The organism is Rhodospira trueperi (assembly GCF_900101965.1).
Lineage (GTDB): Bacteria > Pseudomonadota > Alphaproteobacteria > Rhodospirillales > Rhodospirillaceae > Rhodospira > Rhodospira trueperi.
Window position 1 is genome coordinate 1 of record NZ_FNAP01000012.1, and the last position, 22,360, is coordinate 22,360.

At 66.3% G+C, this 22,360-nt stretch carries 16 protein-coding genes; 10 read left to right on the forward strand and 6 right to left on the reverse strand.

Annotation, left to right across the window (positions count from 1 at the left end; all coding sequences use genetic code 11):
• Positions 1-320: 320 nt before the first annotated feature.
• Positions 321-533: a DUF3553 domain-containing protein gene (locus BLS85_RS14250; RefSeq protein WP_245699245.1), complete on the reverse strand. Its 213-nt coding sequence runs from the start codon at positions 531-533 to the stop codon at positions 321-323.
• 239 nt (positions 534-772) lie between these two features.
• Between BLS85_RS14250 and BLS85_RS14255 the strand changes: the two genes are divergently transcribed.
• Positions 773-1,408: a histidine phosphotransferase family protein gene (locus BLS85_RS14255; protein WP_092787409.1), complete on the forward strand. Its 636-nt coding sequence runs from the start codon at positions 773-775 to the stop codon at positions 1,406-1,408.
• A 186-nt stretch (positions 1,409-1,594) separates the two neighbouring features.
• Positions 1,595-4,453, forward strand: a complete 2,859-nt coding sequence (locus BLS85_RS14260; protein ID WP_092787410.1) for a hybrid sensor histidine kinase/response regulator — start codon at positions 1,595-1,597, stop codon at positions 4,451-4,453.
• A gap of 213 nt (positions 4,454-4,666) precedes the next feature.
• Here BLS85_RS14260 and BLS85_RS18795 read toward each other — a convergent pair whose 3' ends face one another.
• On the reverse strand, positions 4,667-4,864 hold the full coding sequence (locus tag BLS85_RS18795; protein ID WP_143027201.1) for a hypothetical protein: 198 nt from the start codon (positions 4,862-4,864) through the stop codon (positions 4,667-4,669).
• Between the two features lie 227 nt (positions 4,865-5,091).
• Between BLS85_RS18795 and BLS85_RS14265 the strand changes: the two genes are divergently transcribed.
• Both BLS85_RS14265 and BLS85_RS14270 read left to right on the forward strand, forming a co-directional pair.
• Entirely contained in the window at positions 5,092-5,817 is a 726-nt protein-coding gene (locus BLS85_RS14265) for an aspartate/glutamate racemase family protein (RefSeq protein WP_092787411.1), read from the forward strand.
• 250 nt (positions 5,818-6,067) lie between these two features.
• On the forward strand, positions 6,068-6,643 hold the full coding sequence (locus tag BLS85_RS14270) for a DUF2269 family protein (RefSeq protein WP_092787412.1): 576 nt from the start codon (positions 6,068-6,070) through the stop codon (positions 6,641-6,643).
• Positions 6,644-6,681: 38 nt separating this feature from the next.
• Here BLS85_RS14270 and BLS85_RS14275 read toward each other — a convergent pair whose 3' ends face one another.
• Complete coding sequence (locus BLS85_RS14275; RefSeq protein ID WP_092787413.1) at positions 6,682-7,137, reverse strand: MarR family winged helix-turn-helix transcriptional regulator; 456 nt, start codon at positions 7,135-7,137, stop codon at positions 6,682-6,684.
• 246 nt (positions 7,138-7,383) lie between these two features.
• On the opposite strand from BLS85_RS14275, the gene BLS85_RS14280 reads away from it, so the two are divergent.
• Positions 7,384-7,860: a hypothetical protein gene (locus tag BLS85_RS14280; RefSeq protein WP_092787414.1), complete on the forward strand. Its 477-nt coding sequence runs from the start codon at positions 7,384-7,386 to the stop codon at positions 7,858-7,860.
• 207 nt (positions 7,861-8,067) lie between these two features.
• Positions 8,068-8,766, forward strand: coding sequence for a LysE family translocator (locus tag BLS85_RS14285; protein WP_176793757.1), 699 nt, complete (start codon positions 8,068-8,070; stop codon positions 8,764-8,766).
• 375 nt (positions 8,767-9,141) lie between these two features.
• Here the strand turns inward: BLS85_RS14285 and BLS85_RS14290 are convergent, their stop codons facing one another.
• Positions 9,142-10,290: an alpha-D-ribose 1-methylphosphonate 5-triphosphate diphosphatase gene (locus tag BLS85_RS14290; protein ID WP_218128439.1), complete on the reverse strand. Its 1,149-nt coding sequence runs from the start codon at positions 10,288-10,290 to the stop codon at positions 9,142-9,144.
• Between the two features lie 288 nt (positions 10,291-10,578).
• Here BLS85_RS14290 and BLS85_RS14295 point away from each other — a divergent pair, with 288 nt between their 5' ends.
• From BLS85_RS14295 to BLS85_RS14310, 4 genes are read left to right on the forward strand one after another with little or no spacing between them, the layout of a single operon-like run.
• Positions 10,579-11,469 carry a PhnD/SsuA/transferrin family substrate-binding protein gene (locus tag BLS85_RS14295; RefSeq protein ID WP_092787416.1) on the forward strand — a complete coding sequence of 297 codons (891 nt, stop codon included), beginning with the start codon at positions 10,579-10,581 and terminating at the stop codon, positions 11,467-11,469.
• 18 nt (positions 11,470-11,487) lie between these two features.
• The gene (locus BLS85_RS14300; RefSeq protein WP_092787417.1) at positions 11,488-12,303 is read left to right on the forward strand and encodes a phosphonate ABC transporter ATP-binding protein; all 816 of its coding nucleotides are present in this window, start codon (positions 11,488-11,490) and stop codon (positions 12,301-12,303) included.
• Complete coding sequence (gene phnE, locus BLS85_RS14305; protein ID WP_092787418.1) at positions 12,293-13,099, forward strand: phosphonate ABC transporter, permease protein PhnE; 807 nt, start codon at positions 12,293-12,295, stop codon at positions 13,097-13,099. Before BLS85_RS14300 ends, phnE begins: the two co-directional genes overlap by 11 nt.
• A gap of 31 nt (positions 13,100-13,130) precedes the next feature.
• Entirely contained in the window at positions 13,131-13,820 is a 690-nt protein-coding gene (locus BLS85_RS14310) for a class I SAM-dependent methyltransferase (RefSeq protein WP_092787419.1), read from the forward strand.
• Between the two features lie 360 nt (positions 13,821-14,180).
• On the opposite strand, the gene amt is transcribed toward BLS85_RS14310, so the two are convergent.
• Both amt and BLS85_RS14320 read right to left on the reverse strand, forming a co-directional pair.
• Complete coding sequence (gene amt / locus BLS85_RS14315) at positions 14,181-17,939, reverse strand: ammonium transporter (RefSeq protein ID WP_092787420.1); 3,759 nt, start codon at positions 17,937-17,939, stop codon at positions 14,181-14,183.
• Positions 17,940-18,776: 837 nt separating this feature from the next.
• Positions 18,777-22,157 carry a PAS domain S-box protein gene (locus BLS85_RS14320; protein WP_176793759.1) on the reverse strand — a complete coding sequence of 1,127 codons (3,381 nt, stop codon included), beginning with the start codon at positions 22,155-22,157 and terminating at the stop codon, positions 18,777-18,779.
• Positions 22,158-22,360 lie beyond the last annotated feature (203 nt).

Consider the following 22,360-nt stretch of genomic DNA (forward strand, 5'->3'; position numbering starts at 1 on the left):
CCGGTTCTGGGGGGCAGACGCCTGTTGAATCACCCTCGAATCCCGTTCGCCACTGAAATCAGCCCTCGGCCGTTAACCTGAGCCCGTTGCCCTGGCTCCGAAACGGGGCGCGGAGACCGGCGCCGTCGACCCAAGGGGCGCCCCCTTGATCCCCTCGCTGGTGTCCGCCGGACGGACCATGCGCGGCGAGTCGTCCTCCACTGGCCGCATCACGGCGTGATGCGCAGAGGAAGAACCACCCGTCGTCCCCGGTCAGCCCGTTCATCTGGGACGGACCGGAGACGGGCACCCTACCCTCGGGCGCCCTACCCTCGGGCGCCCTACCCTCTGGGCGGGCGGGCTTCCTGGACCACATCGAGCACGATGGCATGGGTGTTCAGGACCTGCTTGCCCCGGTTCTCGAAGTTGACGGTCACGCGGGGGCCGACCACGGACTGAACCTGCCCCTTTCCCCAATCGGGCTGGTCTGGCAGTCGGATCCAAGCGCCTGGCGTGACGATCTCGGAATCACTGAACATAAGGTCCGGGGCCATGGCTGTCCTCTTTTCGCTGGCCAGCGGCGGACGGTTTCGTCCGTGCCGGGCGTTCGGGGAGCGGCCCGCCGTTTCCGGCGTGGCAACACAGGGGCCGAGTCTGTTACAACCCGGCGACCGTTGAGTATGACATAACGGAAGACAGAGGAACAATACCCGTGCGCCAAAGTCGGGTCAGCGGGCCGCCAATTCTGCCGCAACCCTTTGGCTAAGCGCATTGTTTTGGGGGAACGACCGCCATGTCCGATCATGACGCTCTGGTGATGGCCCAGGCGCTGTGTTCGCGCCTGTGTCATGATCTGGCGGGCCCATTGGGGGCCATCGGCTCCGGGGCCGAATTGCTCGATGACGAGGCGGATGACGAGGTGGTTGCCCTGCTGGCCCGTAGCGCCGCCACCGCCGCACAGCGTCTGCGGCTGCTGCGGGCGGTGCTTGGCCGGCCGGCCAGCGGTTCGCTCAGCCCGGATGAGGCACGCGCCGTGCTGGCCGATCACCTCGCCGGCGCGGGCGGTGCTCGGGCGGCGGACCTGTCCTGGACCCTGGAGACAAACAGCACGGATGACCGCACCCGCCGCCTGATCCAGCTCGTGCTGACGCTGGCCGTCGTCGCCCTGGACGCGATGCCGAACGCCAAGCACATCGCCATCGGCGGCGCCCTGCCCCGGACGATCCAGGTCAGTGTGAACGGCGGCGGCGCGGCGCGGCCGGACGGGCTGGAGGCTCTGGCGGCGGGCCTGGACGGCGGCCCCGCCGTGACCGATCCGCGCGCCGTGCTGGCATATTACGCGGGCGTGACGGCCCGTCACCTGGGCGTCGCCGTGCGGGTCGAGCCGATGCCCGGCGTTCTGCACTTCCATGTCAAACAAACGGCGTGACAGCCGCGATGCGCCCGTCTTGATTCGTTGGACGACGGGGCCTTTTTTCCTTTAATTCTCTGCGCGGTAGGGTCAAGATACCGAAGTCGTGCGTGCAAGCATGCGGAGCAGGCACGGGCCGCGTCCTCTGGCCGGACACAGGCCGCAGAGGTCTTTTGTTGGCGACGTCGCAGGAGAAACCCCGCCATGGATGATCTGCTCAGTGAATTTCTGACCGAGACGTCGGAAAGCATTGCCACGCTTGATGTCGAACTGGTCCACCTGGAGCAGAACCCCAACGACCGCGACATCCTGTCCAACATCTTCCGGCTTGTTCACACCATCAAGGGCACTTGCGGGTTTCTGGGCTTGCCCCGCCTGGAATCGCTGGCCCACGCCGGCGAGAACGTGCTGGGCAAGTTCCGCGACGGCGAACTGGAGGTCACTCCGGATGCGGTGACGGTCATCCTGCACACCATCGACCGGATCAAGGACATCCTGGGCCATCTGGAACAGACCGAAAGCGAGCCCGAGGGCACCGACCAGGACCTGAAGGACCAACTCAACGCCTTCGCCGAGGGTCGCACCGGCGGCGCGGCGGCGGCGCCCCCTCCGTCCGAGCCCGCGCCCGCACCCGCCGCCGGGGAGCCCGTGGAGCCGGAGGCCAAACCCGCCGGCTCCGGCCCGGTCCAGAATGACAACGGATTCCCGGTCGCGGCGGAACTTCTGGCCGAGGTTGAGGCGGCCATCGGACAGGGCAAGCGCGCCGCCTCCGAGGCGGAACTGGCCGCCGAGATGGCCGCGGAAGCCGAGCGCGAAAAGGCGGCCGAGGCCGCCAAGGCGACGATCCCCGGCGACGAAGCCCGGAAGGCCGCGGAGGCCGCCGCCGCCAAGGCCGGCAAGCCCAAGGCCGAGCCCAAGTCGCAGGTGCCGGCGCAGACGGCGCAGCCCGATGGCGGCGACGGCGCCCGTAAGGAATCGGTCGCGGCGCAGAGCATCCGCGTCAGCGTCGATTTGCTGGAAAAGCTCATGACCCTGGTCTCGGAACTGGTGCTGACCCGCAACCAGCTTCTGCAGATGGTCCGGGGCAGCGACGACTCCGAATTCGCCGCACCCCTGCAACGCCTGTCCCACATCACCTCCGACCTGCAGGAAGGGGTGATGAAGACCCGTATGCAGCCCATCGGAAACGCCTGGGCCAAGCTGCCGCGAATCGTCCGCGATCTGGCTCAGGAAATGGGCAAGAAGATCGACCTGCAGATGTACGGCGCGGACACCGAACTCGACCGGCAGGTCCTCGAACTCATCAAGGACCCGCTGACCCACATGGTCCGCAACTCCGGCGACCACGGCCTTGAGAACTCGGACGAGCGTCTGGCCGTCGGCAAGCCCGAGGTCGGTGTCATCAAGCTGAACGCCTATCATGAGGGCGGCCACATCATCATCGAGATTTCCGACGACGGGCGCGGCCTGAACATCCAGAAGATCAAGGACAAGGCCCTCGCCAATGGCCTCGCCAGCGAGGCCGAGCTGGAGGGCATGAGCGAACAGCAGATCGCCCAGTTCATCTTCAAGGCCGGTCTGTCGACCGCCGAGAAGGTGACCAGTGTTTCGGGGCGTGGCGTCGGCATGGACGTGGTGCGCACCAATATCGAACAGATCGGCGGCACCGTCGAACTGAAGACGTGGCCCGGCAAGGGCTCGACGTTTATCATCAAGATCCCGCTGACCCTGGCCATCGTCTCCGGCCTGATCGTCGAGAGCGCCGACGAGCGCTTTGCGATCCCGCAGATTTCCGTGCTGGAACTGGTGCGGGTCACCGACAAGTCGGAAACCCGAATCGAGCGGATCAACAAGGCCCCGGTGCTGCGGCTGCGCAACCGCCTGCTGCCCCTGGTGTCGCTGGCCGTGCTGCTGCGCCTGGACGAGGAGCGCGACAATCTGGAGGACGAGGTCAAGGGTCAGGAGGAGACCTTCATCGTCGTCACCCAGGTCGGCACCTACACCTTCGGCATCATCGTCGACCGGGTGTTCGACACCGAGGAAATCGTCGTCAAGCCGGTGGCGCCCATCCTGCGTCACATCAGCATGTTCTCCGGCAACACCATCCTGGGCGACGGCAGCGTCATCATGATCCTGGACCCGAACGGCATCGCTGGCGCCACGGGAGAGTCCTCCTTGGGCACCGGCGCCGCGGCCGAGACCCTGGCCGCGCGCGAAAGCCGCAGTTCCCAGGACACCACCTCACTGCTCATCTTCCGCGCCGGCTCCAAAGAACTCAAGGCGGTGCCACTGGGACTGGTGGCACGCCTGGAGGAAATCGAACTCGACAAGGTCGAATACAGCTACGGCAAGCCGCTGGTGCAATATCGCGGCGAACTGATGCCGCTGATCGGCGTCGACGGGATGATGGGCATGAAGACCGAGGGCCGTCAGCCAGTGCTGGTGTTCTCCGACCGCGAACGGTCCATGGGCCTGATGGTCGACGAAATCGTCGATATCGTCGAGGAGCACCTGAAGGTCGAACTGAAGGCCGAGCAGATGGGGGTGATCGGCACCGCCGTGCTGAACGGCAAGTCCACCGACATCATCGACACCGGCTATTACCTCACCCAGGCCTTCGGCGACTGGTTCGGCAGCCTGGACGACAACGAAGCCGGCCGGTCCACGGGCGGACGCACGGTGCTACTGGTGGATGACAGCGCGTTCTTCCGCAACCTTCTCTCCCCGTTGCTGTCGGCCGCCGGCTTCAGCGTCACCGCCGTCAGCGCCCCAGACGAGGCCCTGAGTCTGCGCGAACGAGGCGCTGTGTTCGATGCCATCGTCAGCGACATCGAAATGCCGGATATGGACGGGTTCGCGTTCGCGGCGGCGGTGCGCCAGACCCCGGATTGGGCGGACACGCCGCTGGTGGCCCTGTCCTCCCATGCCTCGGAGCGGGATCTGGAACGCGGCCGCCAGGCCGGTTTCGACGATTACGTGGCCAAGTTCGACCGCGACGCGCTGCTGGTCTCGTTGCAACAACTCGTCAGCGAGCGCACGGGACGGGAGAGCGAAGAGGCTTAGAGTCGGCCTATCGGGAGGAGGAGGCCTCTCGGGTCCCCGCCTCCCACCCCACCCCACCGTGCGTCCGGGGCCGTTCACGGCGGTTCATGCCGACCGCTGGACGCGCTATCGGTGGTCGATGAACGGGGGCAGGACGAGAGACCGAAACACGGATGTCGGCACCGCTTGGGTCATGACGCTGGCCCCGGGCATTCCACCAAGGGCCACGTCCGGTCATGCCGGATTGCCATGCCCGCTCGGGGGCCAGTCCGCGTGCCTGTCGCCGGCATGGGCGCGGCCCGGATGATCGAACACCCCCCGGATGCGGCGGTTGGCCTTAGTGCCCTGATCCTGACAAAAGATGCAGCCTGCATTCTTTTGTCTGGATCGAAAGTGCACGAGAAACAATGTTTTGTGCAGCGACGTCTGCATTCAAGGGGAATCCCTTGAATGCGTCGCTGCCCTAGAGCACGCTGGGTGCGACAGACCGCCACGCGCGACAGACTTTTTTCGAGACAGATGCACTGGCAAGGATAGGGAGCGGCCCTTTTAAATAGCGTGCTATTTTATGCTATGGAGTGGCATGGCTTCAACGCTCGGCGGGCGCCACCGCTGAGGTAGACCATCGAGTTACATCAGACAGACACAAAGGTCCCGCCATGCCGCAACGCCCCTATTCGCAGATGACCATCGGCATCCTCGGCGGCAGCAGCAATGTCGCCACCGCCGACTATTACCGCATGATCAATGAGATCGCGAACGCACGCCTGGGCGGGTGGGACATCGCCGAGACGCTGATCGCCGGCATGAACTTCGGCAACATCGAAGCGCTGTTGCGCGCCGATGACTGGGCCGGCCTGCAAGCCTATATGGAAGGGCATGTCGAGCGCCTGATCGCCGGTGGAGCGGACGTGATCCTGGGCGTTTCCAACACCCTGCATCGCCCGCTGGAAGCGATCATGGCGGGGCGGACGACGCCTTTCATCCATATCGTCGATCCCACCGGCGCGGCGATCCAGGAGCGGGGGCTGGCCCGGATCATCCTGTTGGGCACCCGCCCGGCCATGGAGCAGAGTTATCTGCGTGATCGCTACGAACAGCGCTTCGGCCTGACGATTCTGGTCCCCGACGCCGACGAACGCGCCGACGTGGACCGCATCATCTTCGATGAACTGGTCAAGTTCGACGTCCGCGAGGCCTCCCGCCGGCGCTATCTCGAAATCGTGGACCGGCTGGTCCGGGACGAGGGCGCGCAGGGCGTGATCCTGGGCTGCACCGAAATCCCGCTGTTGCTGCGGCCAGAGGACCGTCCCGACCTGCCGATGTTCGATACCGCCCAGCTCCACTGCCACGCCGCCGTGGCGTTCGCGCTGGCCTCGGAATAGCAGCCCTGGTCCGTGGGGACAGGTCGCCGAAAAAAGGGACGCGCGCCCTATTGCATAGTGCGCTATTTTTTTATATATAGCGCGCTATGTGTCCGCCGTCGGGTCCCAGGGGCGAACGGAGCGGCCTTCAGGCCCGTCCCGTCCTCTCCTCCGCGTCCACGGCAAAGGACAAAGACCTTGCTGCGGACCAAAGAAACGCACGCATCAGCGGCCGTCGCGCCGAAACGCCGTAGGGCAGAGGAGAGAGATCATGGACCTGTTCACCCTGCTGAAGTTCGGACACCTCGTCGGCGTCATTCTGTTCGGCGCCGGTCTGCTGGCGACGTTCGTGGTTGAACGCCAGGCCCTCATGGCCTTGGACGCCACCCGTCTGACCGAGGCCCTGCGGTATGCCCTTCGGTTCAATACGGTCCTCACGCTGCCCGGGGCCGGTGTGATTGCCGTCACGGGGACAAGTCTGATCATCGTGGCAGGCTACTGGGTTCCGGACCATCCCTGGATTGCCGTCATGGCAGGGCTTTTTCTGGTCCAGGCCGGCGAGATCACGGCTTTGGGTCGTGTTCGCACAAGACGGGCATGGTCGCGGGCGCGGGCCGCACTGGCTCCCGACATCACTCTGGCGAAGGATGGTCGGACGCAGGTCCTCAGCCCGGGATTTCGCGCCACACATGTCCTGAACCTGCCCGTGTTCGGCCTGATCGTCTTTTGTGGAGCCGTCCGACCGGAAAGCTGGTTGGTGTTGCTGGCAGCCGGGTCGATGGCACTCGGCGTGGCGGCGGCCCTCACGCGGTCGGTGGACCCTTCCCGCCAGACCTCGCCGGCATAATAGGTCAGGAGTCCTTGGACGGGGACCGGGTGGCGGGCCTACCCGTCCTCGCTGTCCTTCATGGTGCGAACGACCCGACGCATCAGGTCCAGGAGCACGCCCCTCTCGTCCTCCGACAGATCGGACAGGGCATGGTCGTTCTGGGCCTGGGCGGCGGCGGTGGCAGCCTCGCGCAGGTTCCGCGCGGTCGGGGTCAGCCATGTCTGATGCGCCCTGCCGTCGTCCGGGTGCGGGCAGCGTGTGATCAAGCCATCGCGCTCCATGCGGCGCAGGGTGTTGGCCATGGTGGCCTGCTCGACGTCCAGCCGCTCGACCAGTTGCTTCTGGGTCAGGCCGTCCTCGCCCCACAGCTCCAGCAGCGTCATGAACTGTGCCGGCGCCAGTCCCAGGGGCTGAATGCGTCGGTGCAGGCCGTGCCCGAACAGCCGCGCCATGTGGTTGGCGAGGTAGCCGGCGGAGGTGGTCTTGGTGAAGGCGGTCTTTTTGAACGTCATGGGGCCGGAGGTCTTTCGCAGGGATCACGCGCCCTTACATAGCGCGCTATTCCCGAGCGCTCAAGGCCAGCGCTCAAGGCCAGCGTTCAAGGGCAGCGTTCAAGGCCAGCGCTCAAGGCCAGGGTTCAAGGATCGCGTCGGTCACCGGCACGACCGGACACGGGAGCGTTCGAACGGCACTTGCATAGCGCGCTATTCTTCTGTTACATAGCGTGTTATCCACAACATCGCGAAGGAGCGTGGTCCATGCCCAAAGCCATCCATCCCATCGCCGGCGCGCTGGCGCTCTTGATGATCGTCACGTTCTGGATCTCCACCGTGATCACAGAGGTGTTCGGCTCGCCGGGCGCCGTGGTTGCGGTCAAAAGCGCCATCCCCTGGGCGTTCCTGCTGCTGATCCCCGCCTTGGCGGCGGCCGGCGGCAGCGGGATCCGCCTCGCCAAGGGCGGCGCGGGCGGCTTGGCCGGCGAAAAACGTCGGCGAATGCCCCTCATCGCCGCCAACGGCCTGATTGTCCTGGTGCCCGCCGCGCTGTTCCTGGCCGCCAAGGCGCGCGCCGGGGACTTCGACGGGGCGTTCTACGCCGTCCAGGCGGTCGAGCTGATCGCCGGCGCCGTCAACATCACCCTGCTTGGCCTCAACATGCGCGATGGCCTGCGCATGACCGGGCGCCTGCCCAAACCCACACCCTCATCCAAGCCGGAACAGGAGACCCCGACGTAACCCGGCTTTCGAAGATTGCGCCGGCCGTTGCCCACAGCAACAACCGCGCCGGCCCGGGCGGCAGCGGCATCAAGGTCTGGTCAGCCGTGGTACGCCGGTGTATCGAGGCACAAACGCACCGGAGACCGGCTCGTGCTGTCCATTGCCGCCCTGGCCCTCGTGCGAGCATCGCCGTTGCCGGCCTCATGAGCAAGGATGCGCCCCCCAATGGACACCACCGCCCTTGTCATCTACACGATCACGGCCCTGTCCGTGGCCATCCTGCCCGGCCCCAGCATGGCGCTGGCGTTCGCCCACGGCACCCGCTTCGGGATCCTCGGCACGCTGCCCACGGCGCTGGGGAACGTCGTCGCCACCCTGCTTCAGGCCGGCGCCGCCTATGTCGCGCTACGCACGGTGACCGCCATCGACCCGCGCGTGTTCGTGGTCACCCAGGGTGTGGGCGCGGTCGTGCTGATGGTCATCGGCATCAGTCTGGTCCGCACCGCCCTACGCACCCGGCTGACGGCGGACGGCGTACCCTCGGTGGCGGCCGAGCGGCGGCGGCGGTTCCTGACCGGCGTACTGATCACGGTGTTCAACCCCAAAGCGGTGCTGTTCTTCATCGCCCTGTTTCCCCAGTTCGTGGAACCGGGCGCCGGCGAGGCCGCCGATCTGGCGGCGCTGTTCCTGCCGCTGGTGGGCGTGGCGCTGGTCAGCTTCATGGCCTATGCGGCGTTCGGCACCGCCTCGGCGCGCCTGTTCGGGCGCTCCCGTCTGATGCGCGGCCTGCTGGCGGCGGTCGGCGCGCTGGTGACGGCGACCGGTCTGGTCGGCCTTCTGGATGCCCTGAGGGACTGGGTCGGCGCGGAGGCGGCGACGCCATGGGGCCGGCAAAGCCCCCGTGTCGGCGCACCGTCGGCGTGATCCCGGCGCGCCGGCGGACCCGGCGCCCACAGCAGGATGGTGACGCCGGCGGCCAGGGGGGGGCCGAAGGGACACCATGCGGAGTCTCCATGCGGAGCAGCTCAAGCGTTCCGGTCGACGCGCCGGATCATGGGCGGGATGGTCACCGGCATCGTGGCACACCTGTTCGATCCATGTACACGAACCTTACCGCCCGCGCATTCGGACGGGCGTCGCTGACCACACTCAATCGTGTTCAGGTGTGCCGCCGTCCGTCGGCGTGTCACCGGTGCCGCCAACATCGCTTGATGCGCACTCTATTCGGATCCGCTGTGATGCCGGTGACGCAAAACGGCTCGCGGCCGTTGGTCCAAGACATGCCCTTCCTGAACCCTCTCAGCACGATAGGTCTTCGGCCTGGAACACCGGCCGACCGGCCACCACGGTGGCCACAACGCGGGGAAGGTCGGGCCGGCTGTCGTCGATCAGGACCACGTCGCCACGCCGCCCCGGCGCCAAGTCCCCCCGGTCGTCCAGCCCCACGGCGCGCGCCGGTTTGGTGGAGACCAACCGCCAGGCGTCCGCGAACCGCGCCGCGCCCATGACCGCCAGCCGGAACGGCGCCGTCAGCAGCGCCGGATAGTAGTAGTCCGACGTCAACACCGTGCATAGGCCCTTGGCGATGGCGTCGGCGGCGTCCAGGCGGCCGCAGTGGCTGCCGCCGCGCAGGATGTTGGGCGCGCCCAGGATCACCGGATCGCCGTTGCCGATAGCATGCCGCGCCGTGTCCTCGTCCACGGGAAACTCGCACAGCCGGCAGCCCAGGTCGTCGAAGCCCGCCCGCATGTCCGGCGTCTCGTCGTCGTGCGAGGCCATGGGAAGGTCCTTGGCGCGTGCCAGCGCCGCCAAACGCGCGATGGCCGCCGGCACGTCGGAGCCGCGCGCCGCCACGCGCTGGAACAGATCGACGAAGGCGTCGGCGGTCAGCCCGGTGCGCGCCGTATAGTCGCCCAGGGACTCCGGGCGCCCAATCTTGGTCGCGATGTGTCCGATGTGATCGTTGAAGGCGAGCAGGTCTACATGCCCGTCCGCGATCCACGCCGCCACCTCGTCCAGGTCGTCGAGGTTGTGCGTCTCCCAGCGCAGGTGCAGCCGCGTATCGCAGGCCAGCACCGGCCGCGTCGCCTCCAGTCCATCGCGGAAGGCCAGCGCCGCGTCGCGACCGCGCAGCCCCGGCTCCCACGACCATGTCAGCCCGTGATAGGCGGTGGTGATGCCGTTGGCGATCATCTGCCGGTCGGTGTCCAGCAACGCCATGGCATGGTCGAAATGCACCCCCGGGCGCGGCATGAGTTGGCGTTCGAAGGCATCGCCGTGCAGATCCACCATGCCCGGCAGCACCAGCAGGCCGTCGGCGCGCCAGCGCCGATCCGGCGTCGAACCCTGGGCATCGGTGATACGCCCGTCGGCAAGGCGGAGCGTGCCGACCTCCAGCCCGCCGTCGGGGGTCAACACCCGCCCGCCTGTGATCTCCAAGCCCATCATTGTGGTGTGTCCCCATCGCACGCCGTCGCGGATAACCCGCAGGCAACCGGCAAAACAACCCTAGAAGAGTGATGCGCGTGAAGAATAGCACAGCGACAACGCGACGCAATACCGAGACATAACTTCGTTTATTGCAGTTCTGTTAAACATAGACAAATATTATATTGTTCCGCATGTTTATTTTATTTTGCAAAAGAGTCATTCCCCCGTCATGCTTCTGTCGTCGTTTTCCTGCATTCTTTGTCGGGCTCCATCCCATGTTCCCTGACCGAGGATAAGGAGACGACCATGTCCCTGCGTTCGTTCCTGACCGGCGCCGTCGTGGCGCTGGGTGTCGCCGCGTCCGCCGCCACTGCCGCCGCCGAGACCGTCCGCATGGCGGTGACCGATGTCGCGGGCCTGGAACAGCTCCGCCGCGAGTGGAGCGCCTTCACCGAGAAGATGAAGGAATACACCGGCTACACCATCGAATTCGCGCCGGTGACCAGCCGCACCGCCGCCGTGGAGCTGCTGCGCTCCGAGAACGTCGATCTGGTGCTGACCGGCCCGGCCGAGTACGTCGTCATCAACAAGCTGACCGAGGCCAAGCCTCTCCTGGGCTTCAGCCGGCCGGACTACTTCTCCGGCATCATCGTGATGGCCGACTCCGGCATCACCGCCGTCTCCCAGTTGGAGGGCAAGAAGGTGGCCATGGGCGACATCGGCTCCACCTCGTCGCATCTCGGCCCCTCCGCCGTGCTGGCCGACTACGGCATCGACCCGACCCAGGACATCGAGGTCATCCATACCGCCGACAAGATCGGCTACGAGTCCCTGAAGCGTGGCGACGTGGCCGCCTGGGGCACCAACTACATGAGCGATTTCGTGCCGCTGCGCGCCGCCGAGACGGCGCTCTCGCCCGGCGCCTTCCGCGTCATCGCCCGCGGCCCGGACCTGCCGAACGACATCATGATGGTCGGTGCGCATGTCTCGGATGAGATTGCCGAGACCATCCGCGCGGCCGTGGTGGAGCACTCCGACGACCTGATCCATGCCATCGTCGCCGAGGGCGGCGAGGAGAACCAGAAGTACGACGGCATGCAGTTCATCGCCGAGGTCAAAGACAGCGACTACGACTACATCCGCAAGGCCTACGCCACCATCGGCCATCCCGAGTTCGGCGAATTCGTCGGCGACTGATCGAAGGTCCTGATTGGCATGGCCCATTTGGCCCACCAGCCCGTCGGAGGCGCGGTCGATGCGCCTCCGACCGTCATCCCGCTGGCGTCCCCGACGCCGGTGCTGGCCGTGGACGCCCTGTGCAAGCGGTTCGGCCCCGACCTGGAGGTTCTGTCCGCTGTCACGCTGAGCGTCTCTCGGGGTGAGTCGGTGGCCGTCATCGGCGCCAACGGCAGCGGCAAGTCCACCCTGTTGCGCTGCTGCGTGCGCCTGATCGAGCCGTCCGCCGGCCGCGTCCGAATCCTGGACACCGACGTGACCGCCGCCCGCCGTCGCGTCCTGCGGCGGGTGCGGCAACGGGTGGGCTTCGTCTTCCAGCGCCACAATCTGGTGCCGCGCCTGTCGGTCTTGAGCAATGTGATCCACGGCGCCATGGGCCGCACCGGCGCCCTGGCCTGGCACCAGGGCGCCGCGTCCCCGGCGATGCGCGGGGAAGCCATGCATTGCCTGGAGCGCGTCGGGCTGGCCGAGCTGGCACGGCGGCGCGCCGACCAGCTTTCGGGCGGGCAGTCCCAGCGTGTGGCCATCGCCCGCGCGCTGATGCAGCGCCCCGAGGTGGTGCTGGCCGACGAGCCGGTCGCCAGCCTGGACCCGAGCGCCGGCGCCGAGGTGATGGATCTGTTCGCCCGCCTGATGCGCGACGAGGCCGTGACCGTGGTTTTCACCACCCACAATCTGGAGCACGCCCGGCAACACGCCGGCCGCGTGGTGGCGCTCCGCGGGGGCCGGGTGTCCTTCGATCTGGAGACCGCCCGCGTGCCCTTCGACGCCCTGGGAGACCTGTATGCGCGCTGAACCCGCCCGCTCCGGTCCACCGGCGCCGGGGCGCTTCGTCCGCCCATCCGCGTTGAGTTTCGCGCTCTGGGTCGGCGCGGCGGCCCTGTTGCTGTGGAGTCTGCAAACCGCCGAGCTGTCACTGTCACGGCTTGTGAACGGACTGCCGCAGATGGCGCGGTTGCTGGGCGAGATGATGCCGCCGGCCACCAGCCGTCTCGAAAACATCGCCGAAACCCTGCTGGACACCTTCCGCATGGCTCTGGTGGGCACGCTGTTCGGCGTCCTGCTCAGCCTGCCGCTGGCGGTGGCGGCGGCGCGCGGACTGTCGCCGGCGCGGCCGGTCTACTATCTGGCCCGGGCGCTCATCACCTTCTTCCGCACCGTGCCGGATCTGGTCTGGGCCATCTTCTTCGTCGTCACCGTGGGCCTGGGACCGTTCGCCGGCGTCCTGACCCTGACGGTGGACACCATGGGCTACTGCGGCCGGTTCTTTGCCGAGGCCATGGAAGAGGTGGACACCGGACCACAGGAGGCCCTGCGCACGGCCGGCTCCGGTCGCGCCGGTGTCATCATCGGCGCGGTGATCCCAAGTGCTCTGCCTTCCATGATCGCCAGCAGCCTGTTCGCCCTGGAGCAGGCGACGCGCTCGTCGGTCATTCTCGGTCTGGTCGGCGCCGGCGGCATCGGCATCGAACTGAAGGCCTCCATGGACATGTTCGAATACGACCAAGCCGCCACGATCATCATCGCCATTTTCATCCTGGTCGCGGGCGTCGAGCGGGTGAGCAGCGCATTGCGCGCCCGCCTGATCTGATCCCCTGCGGCCGCGTTTGGGAGGGAACGTCATGCCGGAGACCCGGTCCACCGATACCGCGCACCACCACTGGAACGAAACCTGGGCCGACGCGGCCGGGCGCGCCGACTGGCTGACGCCGGAACCCGACGTGCATGACCTGCTCGACCTCGCCGAGGCGCGCGGTGCCGCGACCTTCCTGGACCTGGGCTGTGGCGTGGGCCGGCATGCCCTGCTGGCCTCCGCCCGGGGCCTGCGGGTCACCGGGCTGGACGGCGCCGCCGAGGGTCTGGCCCAGGCCCGCTTGGCCGCGGATCGGGCCGGGCTGCCGCTGGATCTGCGCGAAGGCGTGATGACCGAGCTGCCGTTCCCGGACGCGTCATTCGATGTCGTGTTGGCCTGGAACGTGATCTATCACGGCGACCGTCCGATCGTGGAGCGAGCCATCGCCGAGATCCGGCGGGTTCTGCGTCCTGGCGGGCTGTACCAGGGCACCATGCTGTCCAAGCGCAACACGGATTATGGCAAGGGCACGGAGGTTGCCCCGGACACGTTCGTGCTCGACGGCGTGTCCGACAAGGCGCACCCGCACTTCTATTGCAATGCTTGCGAACTGGTGGCGCTGTTCGATGGGTTCGAACTGCTGTCGCTGCGTGACGTCGTTCACCACCGGCCCGGCTCCTGGCACTGGCACATGGTGGCCGAACGGGCCGACACCGGCGGATCCCGACAACCCGACTGATCCCCATCAGCACGGCCGGCACGACGAAGAACACAAGGCCGACATCGACGGCCACGTCCGCTGAACCTCTTGGTTCTCGACGAATTCGGCGAGGCCAAGAGGGCTACCGCGCTATTCGACCGCCTGACCCATCCTTGCGACATCCTGGAAATCGGCGTCCACCCCGGCGGCAGCGGAAGGGACCGTCGCACCACGCACCACGGCGGCTGCCCGAAGATGCCGGGCGGTGCCGCCCCCTGTCCACCAGGGCGATGTCCACCAGGGCGATGTCCACCAGGGCGATGTCACCGCCCTGCCCTGCCTCGCGGCCGCAAATGGCGCGTTGATCGCAGGCCATGGCCGTGTCCTGGCTGGGGATGATCAGGCGGTGCTGGCGCCACCGGCCTGGGCCAGTTCGATCAAATGCTCAAGCGAGGTAGGGCGACCTATCAGGTAGCCTTGAACCTTGGAACAGCCTAGGGTTTTCAGGAATTCCAACTGGGCGTCGGTTTCCACACCCTCGGCGACCACCTCGATGGACAGGTCGCGGGCCATGCGGATCATGGCCGTGGCGAGGGCGCAGTCGCGATGGTCGTCGGGGATGCCGGCGATAAACTCGCGGTCCAGCTTGAGCGCCTGTATGGGCAGGTTCTTCAGCCGCGACAGGGAGGAGTACCCCTTGCCGAAGTCGTCCAGGGCGACCCGGATGCCGTGCTCGGCGAGTCGCTTCAGAATGGCGAGGCTTTGCTCCTCATCGGCCATGATGCCGCCTTCGGTAATCTCCACCACCAGTTGGCTGGGGGAGAGGCCGGCCTCGCCGAGAACCCGTTCGATGGTGTCCTCCAATCCCAACTTGGCGTGGAACTGGCGCGGCGAGATATTGACCGCAATGTCCAGATGCCCAAGGCCCTGGTCGGCAAGGTCTCGCATGTCGGCGGCAACCTGGGCCAGGACGTGTTCGCCCAAGGCATGGATCAGGCCGGTTTCCTCGGCCAGGGGAATGAACTCGTCGGGGCACACGGGTCCGCCGTTCGGGCGAGTCCAGCGGACCAGGGCCTCCGCTCCGGCGATCATTCCGTCGGCGATGCGGGCCTGGGGCTGGTAGAGGACGAACAGGTCGCCGGCCCCGATGGCCCGCCTGAGGTCGCTTTCCAGGGCGTTGCGGCGGGCCAGACGAAGATTCAGTTCCTTGGTGAAGAACTGATAGTTGGCCCGGCCCTGCTCCTTGGCGTGGTAGAGCGCGGCGTCGGCATGGTGCAACAGGTCTTCCGGGGTGGTGCCGTCATCCGGATAGACGGCGATGCCGATGCTGGTCGAGATGTTCGCCTCGCCCTCGGGCAGGTTGAAGGGCTGCGCCAGCATTTGGATGATCGTGTCGGCCACCACCGAAAGTTGGTCGGAGCGGCTGAGATTCTGCAGGATGACGGTGAATTCGTCGCCGTGAATCCGGGCCACGGTGTCGGAGGCCCGGACCCCCCGGATCAGGCGTTGTGCGGTTTCGGCCAAGAGGGCGTCACCGGCCCGGTGGCCAAGGGTGTCGTTGACCGCCTTGAAGCGGTCGAGATCGAGGAAGAACAGCCCCACCTTCTCGCCGGAGCGCGCCGCCTGAGCGACCGCCCGACTCAGGCGATCCAGGAACAGGCGGCGATTGGGCAGCCCGGTGGTCTGGTCGAAGTTGGCGTGCCGCCAGACGGTTTCCTCGCGCTGCTTGCGCTCGCTCAGATCACTGAGCACGGCGATGGTGTTGGTCCGCTGGCCATCGCCGTCGCGCACCTCCGACAGGCTCATCCAGACCGGGATCAACTCATCGGACTTGCACCGGGCCAGAACCTCGCCCTGCCAGCGGCCGCTCTGCTCAAGGGTCCGGAAGACATCTTCATAGAAGGCGCGCTCGTACCGAACCGAGCAGAATTGGGGCAGGTCCAAGCCGCGCACCTCTCGCGCGGCGTAACCCAGGGTCTTGAGCAGCGCCTGGTTGACCTGCTCCACCTGACCGCCGGCATTGAAGACGATAATCGGCTCGTTGGTGCTTTCGAAGACCATGGCCGACAGGCGCAGCGCCTCGCGGGTGCGGTTGCGCTCGGTGATGTCCTCAAGGATGGCAATGCAAAGAGGCTGATCGGACAAGCGCTCAAGACGGATCTGGTTGAGCACGACCAAGGCCCAAATGGTCACGCCGTCGGGCAGTCGGAAGCGCACGTCCAGTTTCTGCTCGGCGCTGGCCGGATCTGCGATCTTGGCGCGCACGGCGCGGTTCAGGGTGGGGAAGTCGGCCGGGTGAACCCGGGGGCCCAGATCGTGTCCGATCATTTCGGCGCGACTGGCCTCGTCAACCCTTCCAAGCAGCATCCGGGCCAGGGCCGGGTTGGCGTCCAGAATGCGGCCCTCTGGGTCGATCACCGCCATCCCCAGGCCGGCGGTGTTGAAGATGGTGCGAAAGCGGCTTTCGCTCTCTCGCAGGGCCGATTCAGCGTGCCGTCGCTCCGTGATGTCGCGCACCGTCGCGATCAGAAGCTCGCCCGAAGGGCTGGCGGCCCGGGCCAATGTCAGTTCGGCCGGGAAGCGCGAGGCATCCTGACGCAGGGCGATCACCTCGCGGGTTCCCTCCGCCCGGTCCCTGCCGGGGATCAGCAGGCCGGGCAGCAGGGCGTCCAGCGGCCGGCCTTCTAGGTCCGATCCGGCCAGCCCGAACAGGGTCTCGGCGACCGGGTTGTGCGACAGGATGGCGTGGTCGGCCGGGTCAGCGACAAAGATGGCGTCGGCCGAGGTCGAGACAATTGCCCGGGTTCGCGCCACCGCCGTTTCCAGGTGGTCCATCACCTGGTTGTAGCGGGCCGCGATCTGGCCGGTCTCGGTGAAGGGGTCGGCCTCGACGCGCAGCGACAGGTCACCGCTCATCGCCTGCTCCTCCATCACCCGGAAGAAGTCAAAGGTCTCCGTGCGTGCGCCGTGTTCCGCGACGTTGAGGCCGATGTGCTCGACCTCCGGGCTGACCCGCAATGGGTAGACCCGGTTGAGGACGAACAGCAAACCCAAGGGCAGAACGAACGCGACGGCAAAGCAGGCGCCCACGCCGGTCAGTTGGATCTCAAGCTGCTCCGTCCAGCCCAGACCGGTGCCCAGCGATTCCGGGTCGCCGAACAGGGCGACCGCCACGGTCCCCCAGATACCGCCGCCCAGGTGGACCGGAACGGCGCCCACGGCATCGTCGATCCTCAAGCGCAGGAGCAAGGAGGCCAGGCCCATCGCCACCGCGCCGCCGAGGCCGCCGATGACCACGGCCGCACCCGGAGAGACGGCGTGACAGTTGGCGGTGACCGCCACCAATCCGGCCAGAATGCCGTTGATCGCCGGCAAGACATGCGGCTTGCCGTCGCGCACCCAGCCAATGACCAGGGCGAGCACGCTCCCCGCCGCGGCGCCCAGGCATGTGTTGGCGACAATGCCAGCGATGTCGGGTGTCAGGGACAGGGTCGAGCCGCCGTTGAAACCGAGCCAGCCGAACCACAGGATCAACGCCCCCAGGGCCGACAGGGGCAGGCTGGCAACGCTGATGTCGTTGACCGAGCCGTCGGCGCTGAAGCGTCCGGCCCGGGGGCCGATAATCAGCAGGGTGGCCAGGGCGACCCACCCGCCCACCGAATGAACCACCGACGAGCCAGCCCAGTCGACGAACCCGGCCTTGCCCAGCCAACCGCCCATGGCAGGGTCGTCCAGGCCATTCCAGGCCCAGTGGCCGAACACGGGATAGATCAGGGTGGCGACCAGAAGCGACAGGCCCACGTACGCGGCGAAAGAGAGCCGCTCAGCGACCGCGCCCGAAACCACGGTCACCGCAGTCGAGCAGAACAGCGCCTGGAAGAGGAAAAAAACCATTTCCATGGGCGTCTCGACGCCACGGAGAAAGAACCCTTCGGCGCCGACCAGCCCGGCCCAGGAGCCGCCAAACATCAGAGCAAAGCCGGTGGCCCAGAAGGCCATCATCGACACGGTGAAGTCCACCGTGTTCTTCATCGCAACGTTGATGTTATTCTTGGAGCGGGTCAGCCCAGTCTCAAGACACAGAAACCCAGCCTGCATGAACAACACGAGCGCCGCGGAAACAATGATCCACAGAATGTCTAAAACGTTGCTATCCACCAGGCTCCGTCCTTAGCGTTGTGTTGCCGCCAGCTCTGCCTGACTGCTTGTGGCAGCCCACACTGAACCAGCGGGCCATCCTGCCCGCAAAGCAAGCTCTGACGCAAGTTGCAGAAATCAATATATACTATGTGACTCCCTACTATGTGCCTCGCAACCTTAACCTCAATGGCATCGGAACGAACACCAAGTTGAAAAGCGAAAGAACATTCCCGCCCACTGAACCGAACGTTGGACCTAAACCCGGCCCTGGGCAGTATTGCCCGCCCTGCCTCCGCGCGGACGGGGGCAAGGCGGATACCGCGCACAGACCCAAGGCGTCATCCTCGTCACCGAGGGTCCGGACGATCTGTCCCAGGTGTGCGCGGATACGAGGCGAATAGATCGGGCCACACTCACACACACATCAAAGTGATCAAGTTGAAGCCGGATATCGACTTCATAAATAAAAGCGAAATTATTGCCTAAAGAAAGTAACTACCAAACCGCACAACCGAACTCGGGATGAACATGACGGGGCAGGAACTCGTGACGACCATGGAGATATTCGGGCACGCGGAGTCTTAATTTTCAAGGCGCTCCGAAGGCGCGGATCTTGATTTCCCCTGGTGAATGGTCTTCCTGAACTTCATGGTGATGCATTTGCCGTGGCAACCCGGAAAGGCCCCGGGACCAAGGCGATCATCACTCTGCCGCTGAACCGGGCCGCCTGAGCGTATCGGCGTCGGCGAAAATGGGCGAGCTTGAGCGGTGCGAAGTGGACCGGAACCGCCCGGTGTGGGCCGTCGGTGCCGACGGTGCAAAAAAAGGGTGCAGGCAGGACGGCGCTGCGCCAGCTTAGTCAGCCGAGACGGAGGCCGGTGCCCGTGATCGCTCGGGCGGAAACCGGAGGTAGACGCGCGTGCCGACATCGACCGTACTGCTCAGCTTGATGTGCCCACCGTGGAGTTCGATGAGCGAGCGCACGAGCGCCAGGCCCAGGCCCGTCCCCGGCTCATTCGTGTCATGCCTGGGTCCGGACTGGCGGAAGGGCTCCAGAACGGCGTCCAGGTCTTCCGGTGGGATGCCGACTCCCGTGTCGACGACCTCGACCACCACCCCCCCGTTGTCGGCCAGCGCGGCCGACAGGGTGACGACCCCGTCGCGCGGCGTGAACTTAATGGCGTTGGAGACCAAGTTCATCAGCATCTGCTTGACGGCCCGCTCGTCCGCCCAAACGCAGGGCATCGCCTCGACGGTCTCGGCCCGCACGGCCACACCACGCCGGTCCGCGTCGGCCCGGGTCATCTCCTGGACGGACCGGACCACGTCGGGCAAAGACACGATCGCCTCATGCAGGACCATGCGGCCGGCCTCGATTTTCGACATGTCCAGGATGTCGTTGATCATCGCCAGGAGGAACCCGCCGCTGTTGTGGATGTGCTCCATGTAGTCCAGGTATCGGGATGCTCCGAGCGGACCGAACATCTCCGCTTTCATGACATCCGAGAAGCCGATGATGGCGTTCAGCGGCGTACGCAGTTCGTGGCTCATCTTTGCCAGGAAGTCGGACTTGGACCGGTTGGCCTGATCCGCCTGTTCGCGGGCCTGCTGCAACTCCTGCTCCCGCTGCTTGGTTTCCGTCACGTCCTCCTGGATCCCCACCAAGTGGCTGACACGACCCTTGTGATCCACCACCGGCGCTATGCTGAGCCGGCTCCAGAACATCGTGCCGTCCTTCCGGTAGTTGCGCAGCAGGCCGTGGAAGAGCTGGCCATCGCGGAATCCCTCTTTCAGCACGATCCGGAGTTCAGCCAAGGCCTCCTGGTCCTCGTCGTCGCCGTGCAAGAACCGCATGTTGCGGCCCATGATCTCGTCGGCGGTGTAGCCGGTGATCTGCTGGAACGCCGGATTGCAGTAGACCACCGGCTGATCGTCCTCGGCACTGGTGATGACGATGCCGTTGGCCGCCGCCGCCAGCGCGCGGTTGCGCAGCTTGAGCATATCCTCCATGCGCCGCCGGAGGGTGATGTCGCGGTTGGTGCCCCGCATGCCGATCAGGGCACCGTGCTCGTCCAGGATCGGGACGGCGTTGGTCACCACACAGACCAACTCGCCCTCGCGCGTGCGCAGCCACTGTTCCATGTCACGGATGGGGGCGCGGTTGGCGATGGCGGTCTCCAACGTCCTCTTGACGGCGGGCAGACTTTCCGGGGCATTGATGAAATCCATGTTCGTGTGCCCGAGAAGTTCCTCCGGCGTATACCCCAGGACACTCTCAACGTTGGCCGAGCAGAAGGTGATGCGCAGGTCCAGGTCCACCTCCCAGATCCAGTCCGACGTGGTCTCGACCAGATCCCGGAACCGCCGCTCCGAGGCGGCGAGGCTGACCTCCAGCCGTTTCCGCTCGGTGATGTCGAGGGCAATGGTGCCGGTGCCCATCACCGCGTCGTCCTGGCCGTAGATCGGATGCTTGCGGGTCAGATAGGTCCTGAAGCCGCCGTCGGGCTGGAGGATCGTCTCCTCGCGCTCGATCACCGCACCGCGCGGCAGGGCCTGGGCCCGGCGATCGTCGGTCATGCTGGCGCGGACGCGCTCCGTATCCTCACCGAACACCTCGGCTTCGGTCCGGCCCAGGAGGTCGTCCATGGAGGCGTGCCCGGCGCGGTCGACATAGGCTTGGTTGGCCCCGATGATGCGCAGGTCCAGATCCTTGACGGCGACAAGGCTGTTCGTGTTCTCGACCACGGCCGCCAGGGCGGCCCGGCTGCGCTGCGCCTCGACCAGATCCGTGACGTCATAGTTGACGCCGATCATGCGCCGGGGTTGCCCGCCGGAGTCCGTCACCACCCGGGCCATGGAGCGCACATGCCGGGTCCGTCCCGACGGCAGGTTGACCCGGAACGCCGTGTCAACGTAGCCGGTTCCCGCCAGCGCCGACTTCACATCCAACTCGACCCGCGATCTGTCCTGCGCGTCGACCATGGACAACCACATGTCAATGGACGGCGGTCGCGGCTGAGCCGGCAGCTCGTACAGATCGAACATGCGGGCATCCCACAACCCCGACCCCATATCCAGGTCAAGGTCCCAGATGCCGATGCCAGCGGCCGCGGTGGCGAGGTCCAGTCGTTCGGCGCTGACGGCCAGGCCGGCCTGCTGGGCGGCGATGGTGCGGTCGGCCTTGCGAAGCAAGTGCGACAGGGCGACCATCAGGGTGCCGATCACCGCCGCCGCCAGCGCAAACACAATCCCCAGGTGCTGAAGGAAGACGGCGACGCTCGACGAGATGTCGCGCGCCACGAGCAGGCGGCCGACATTGGTTCCGGACACGTCGAACATGGGCGCCGCAATCAGATGCCAGGCGTGACCGTCGACGAGGTTCGCCACAAGGCGCGGAGCACGTGTTCCGTCGCCCAATGTGGCGAAACCTTGCCAGCCGTCCGGCATGGGCCGATCCGAGCGGTAGATCAGGGCCGCCCGGGAAAAAAGGTCCCACTGTGCCGGACGACCCAGCATCGCCATGCCGCGTTCCCAGTCGGACCGGTTCAGGAAGGCCTTGTCGATCAGCAGCGCAAGCGAGACGTCCCGGCTGTTCCCGACCTCTTCCAGAAGCGATTCGATCTCCATGCCCAGTTCGATGAAGCCGATCAACCTCTCGTCCGCGAAGATGGGCCGGACGACTCGCAGCGTGAAGGTGCCAAGCGGCCCCAGTTCGATGCCGGACGACTCTTCACCATTGAGCGCAGCTTCGATGATGGTCGCGCGCCCGATCCGGTCGCCGTGCCGGGCCGGCAGGTGAACGCGCAGCAGGTTCACCCGATCCGGCCTGTGAAAATAGAAATGGGTGATATCGTGGCGCCGTCGCAGGTCCGCGAACGTGTCCGCGTGCAGGGCCAGGAGGCGGTCCCGGTCAAGCGCCTCCAACCCGCGGCAGGTCTCCGGGTCGCGCGCGACCAGGGTCACCAGGGCCGACAGGGCCTTCGCCTGTTGACGAAGGGCCGCGCCCAAGTCCTGGGTCACGCCCTCCGCGATGTCCCGGCTTCGGGCGTTCAGGGCAAGCCGCTCCTGGAACAACTGGAACGCGGCGAAGGCAACCACCAAGAGGACAAGCCCCAGTGTCAGCGGCAGCAGGACCTGTTGGCGAAGGGGCCGGTTTAGAACCGGCGCGGCGATGGAAAGCGGCCCCGCATCGTGACCTGATACCGCAGTGGTTCGCGCAAAGAAAGATTGAAACACGGCCACATCCCAGTTTTCAGGCGATTGAAGACCCCTCCCTCGCCGCTCACAAGCTCCACGTTGGAAACGACCGACCTCCGTTTGAGTCCTGACTGCTGATCATCGGAATTGCGTCGCACCTGCACCCGAAACGGCGACATGAAACTCCAAAGATGATGTTATCGCCAGAAACCGCTTTAATTTGGTCCGACATTTCCCGTTTG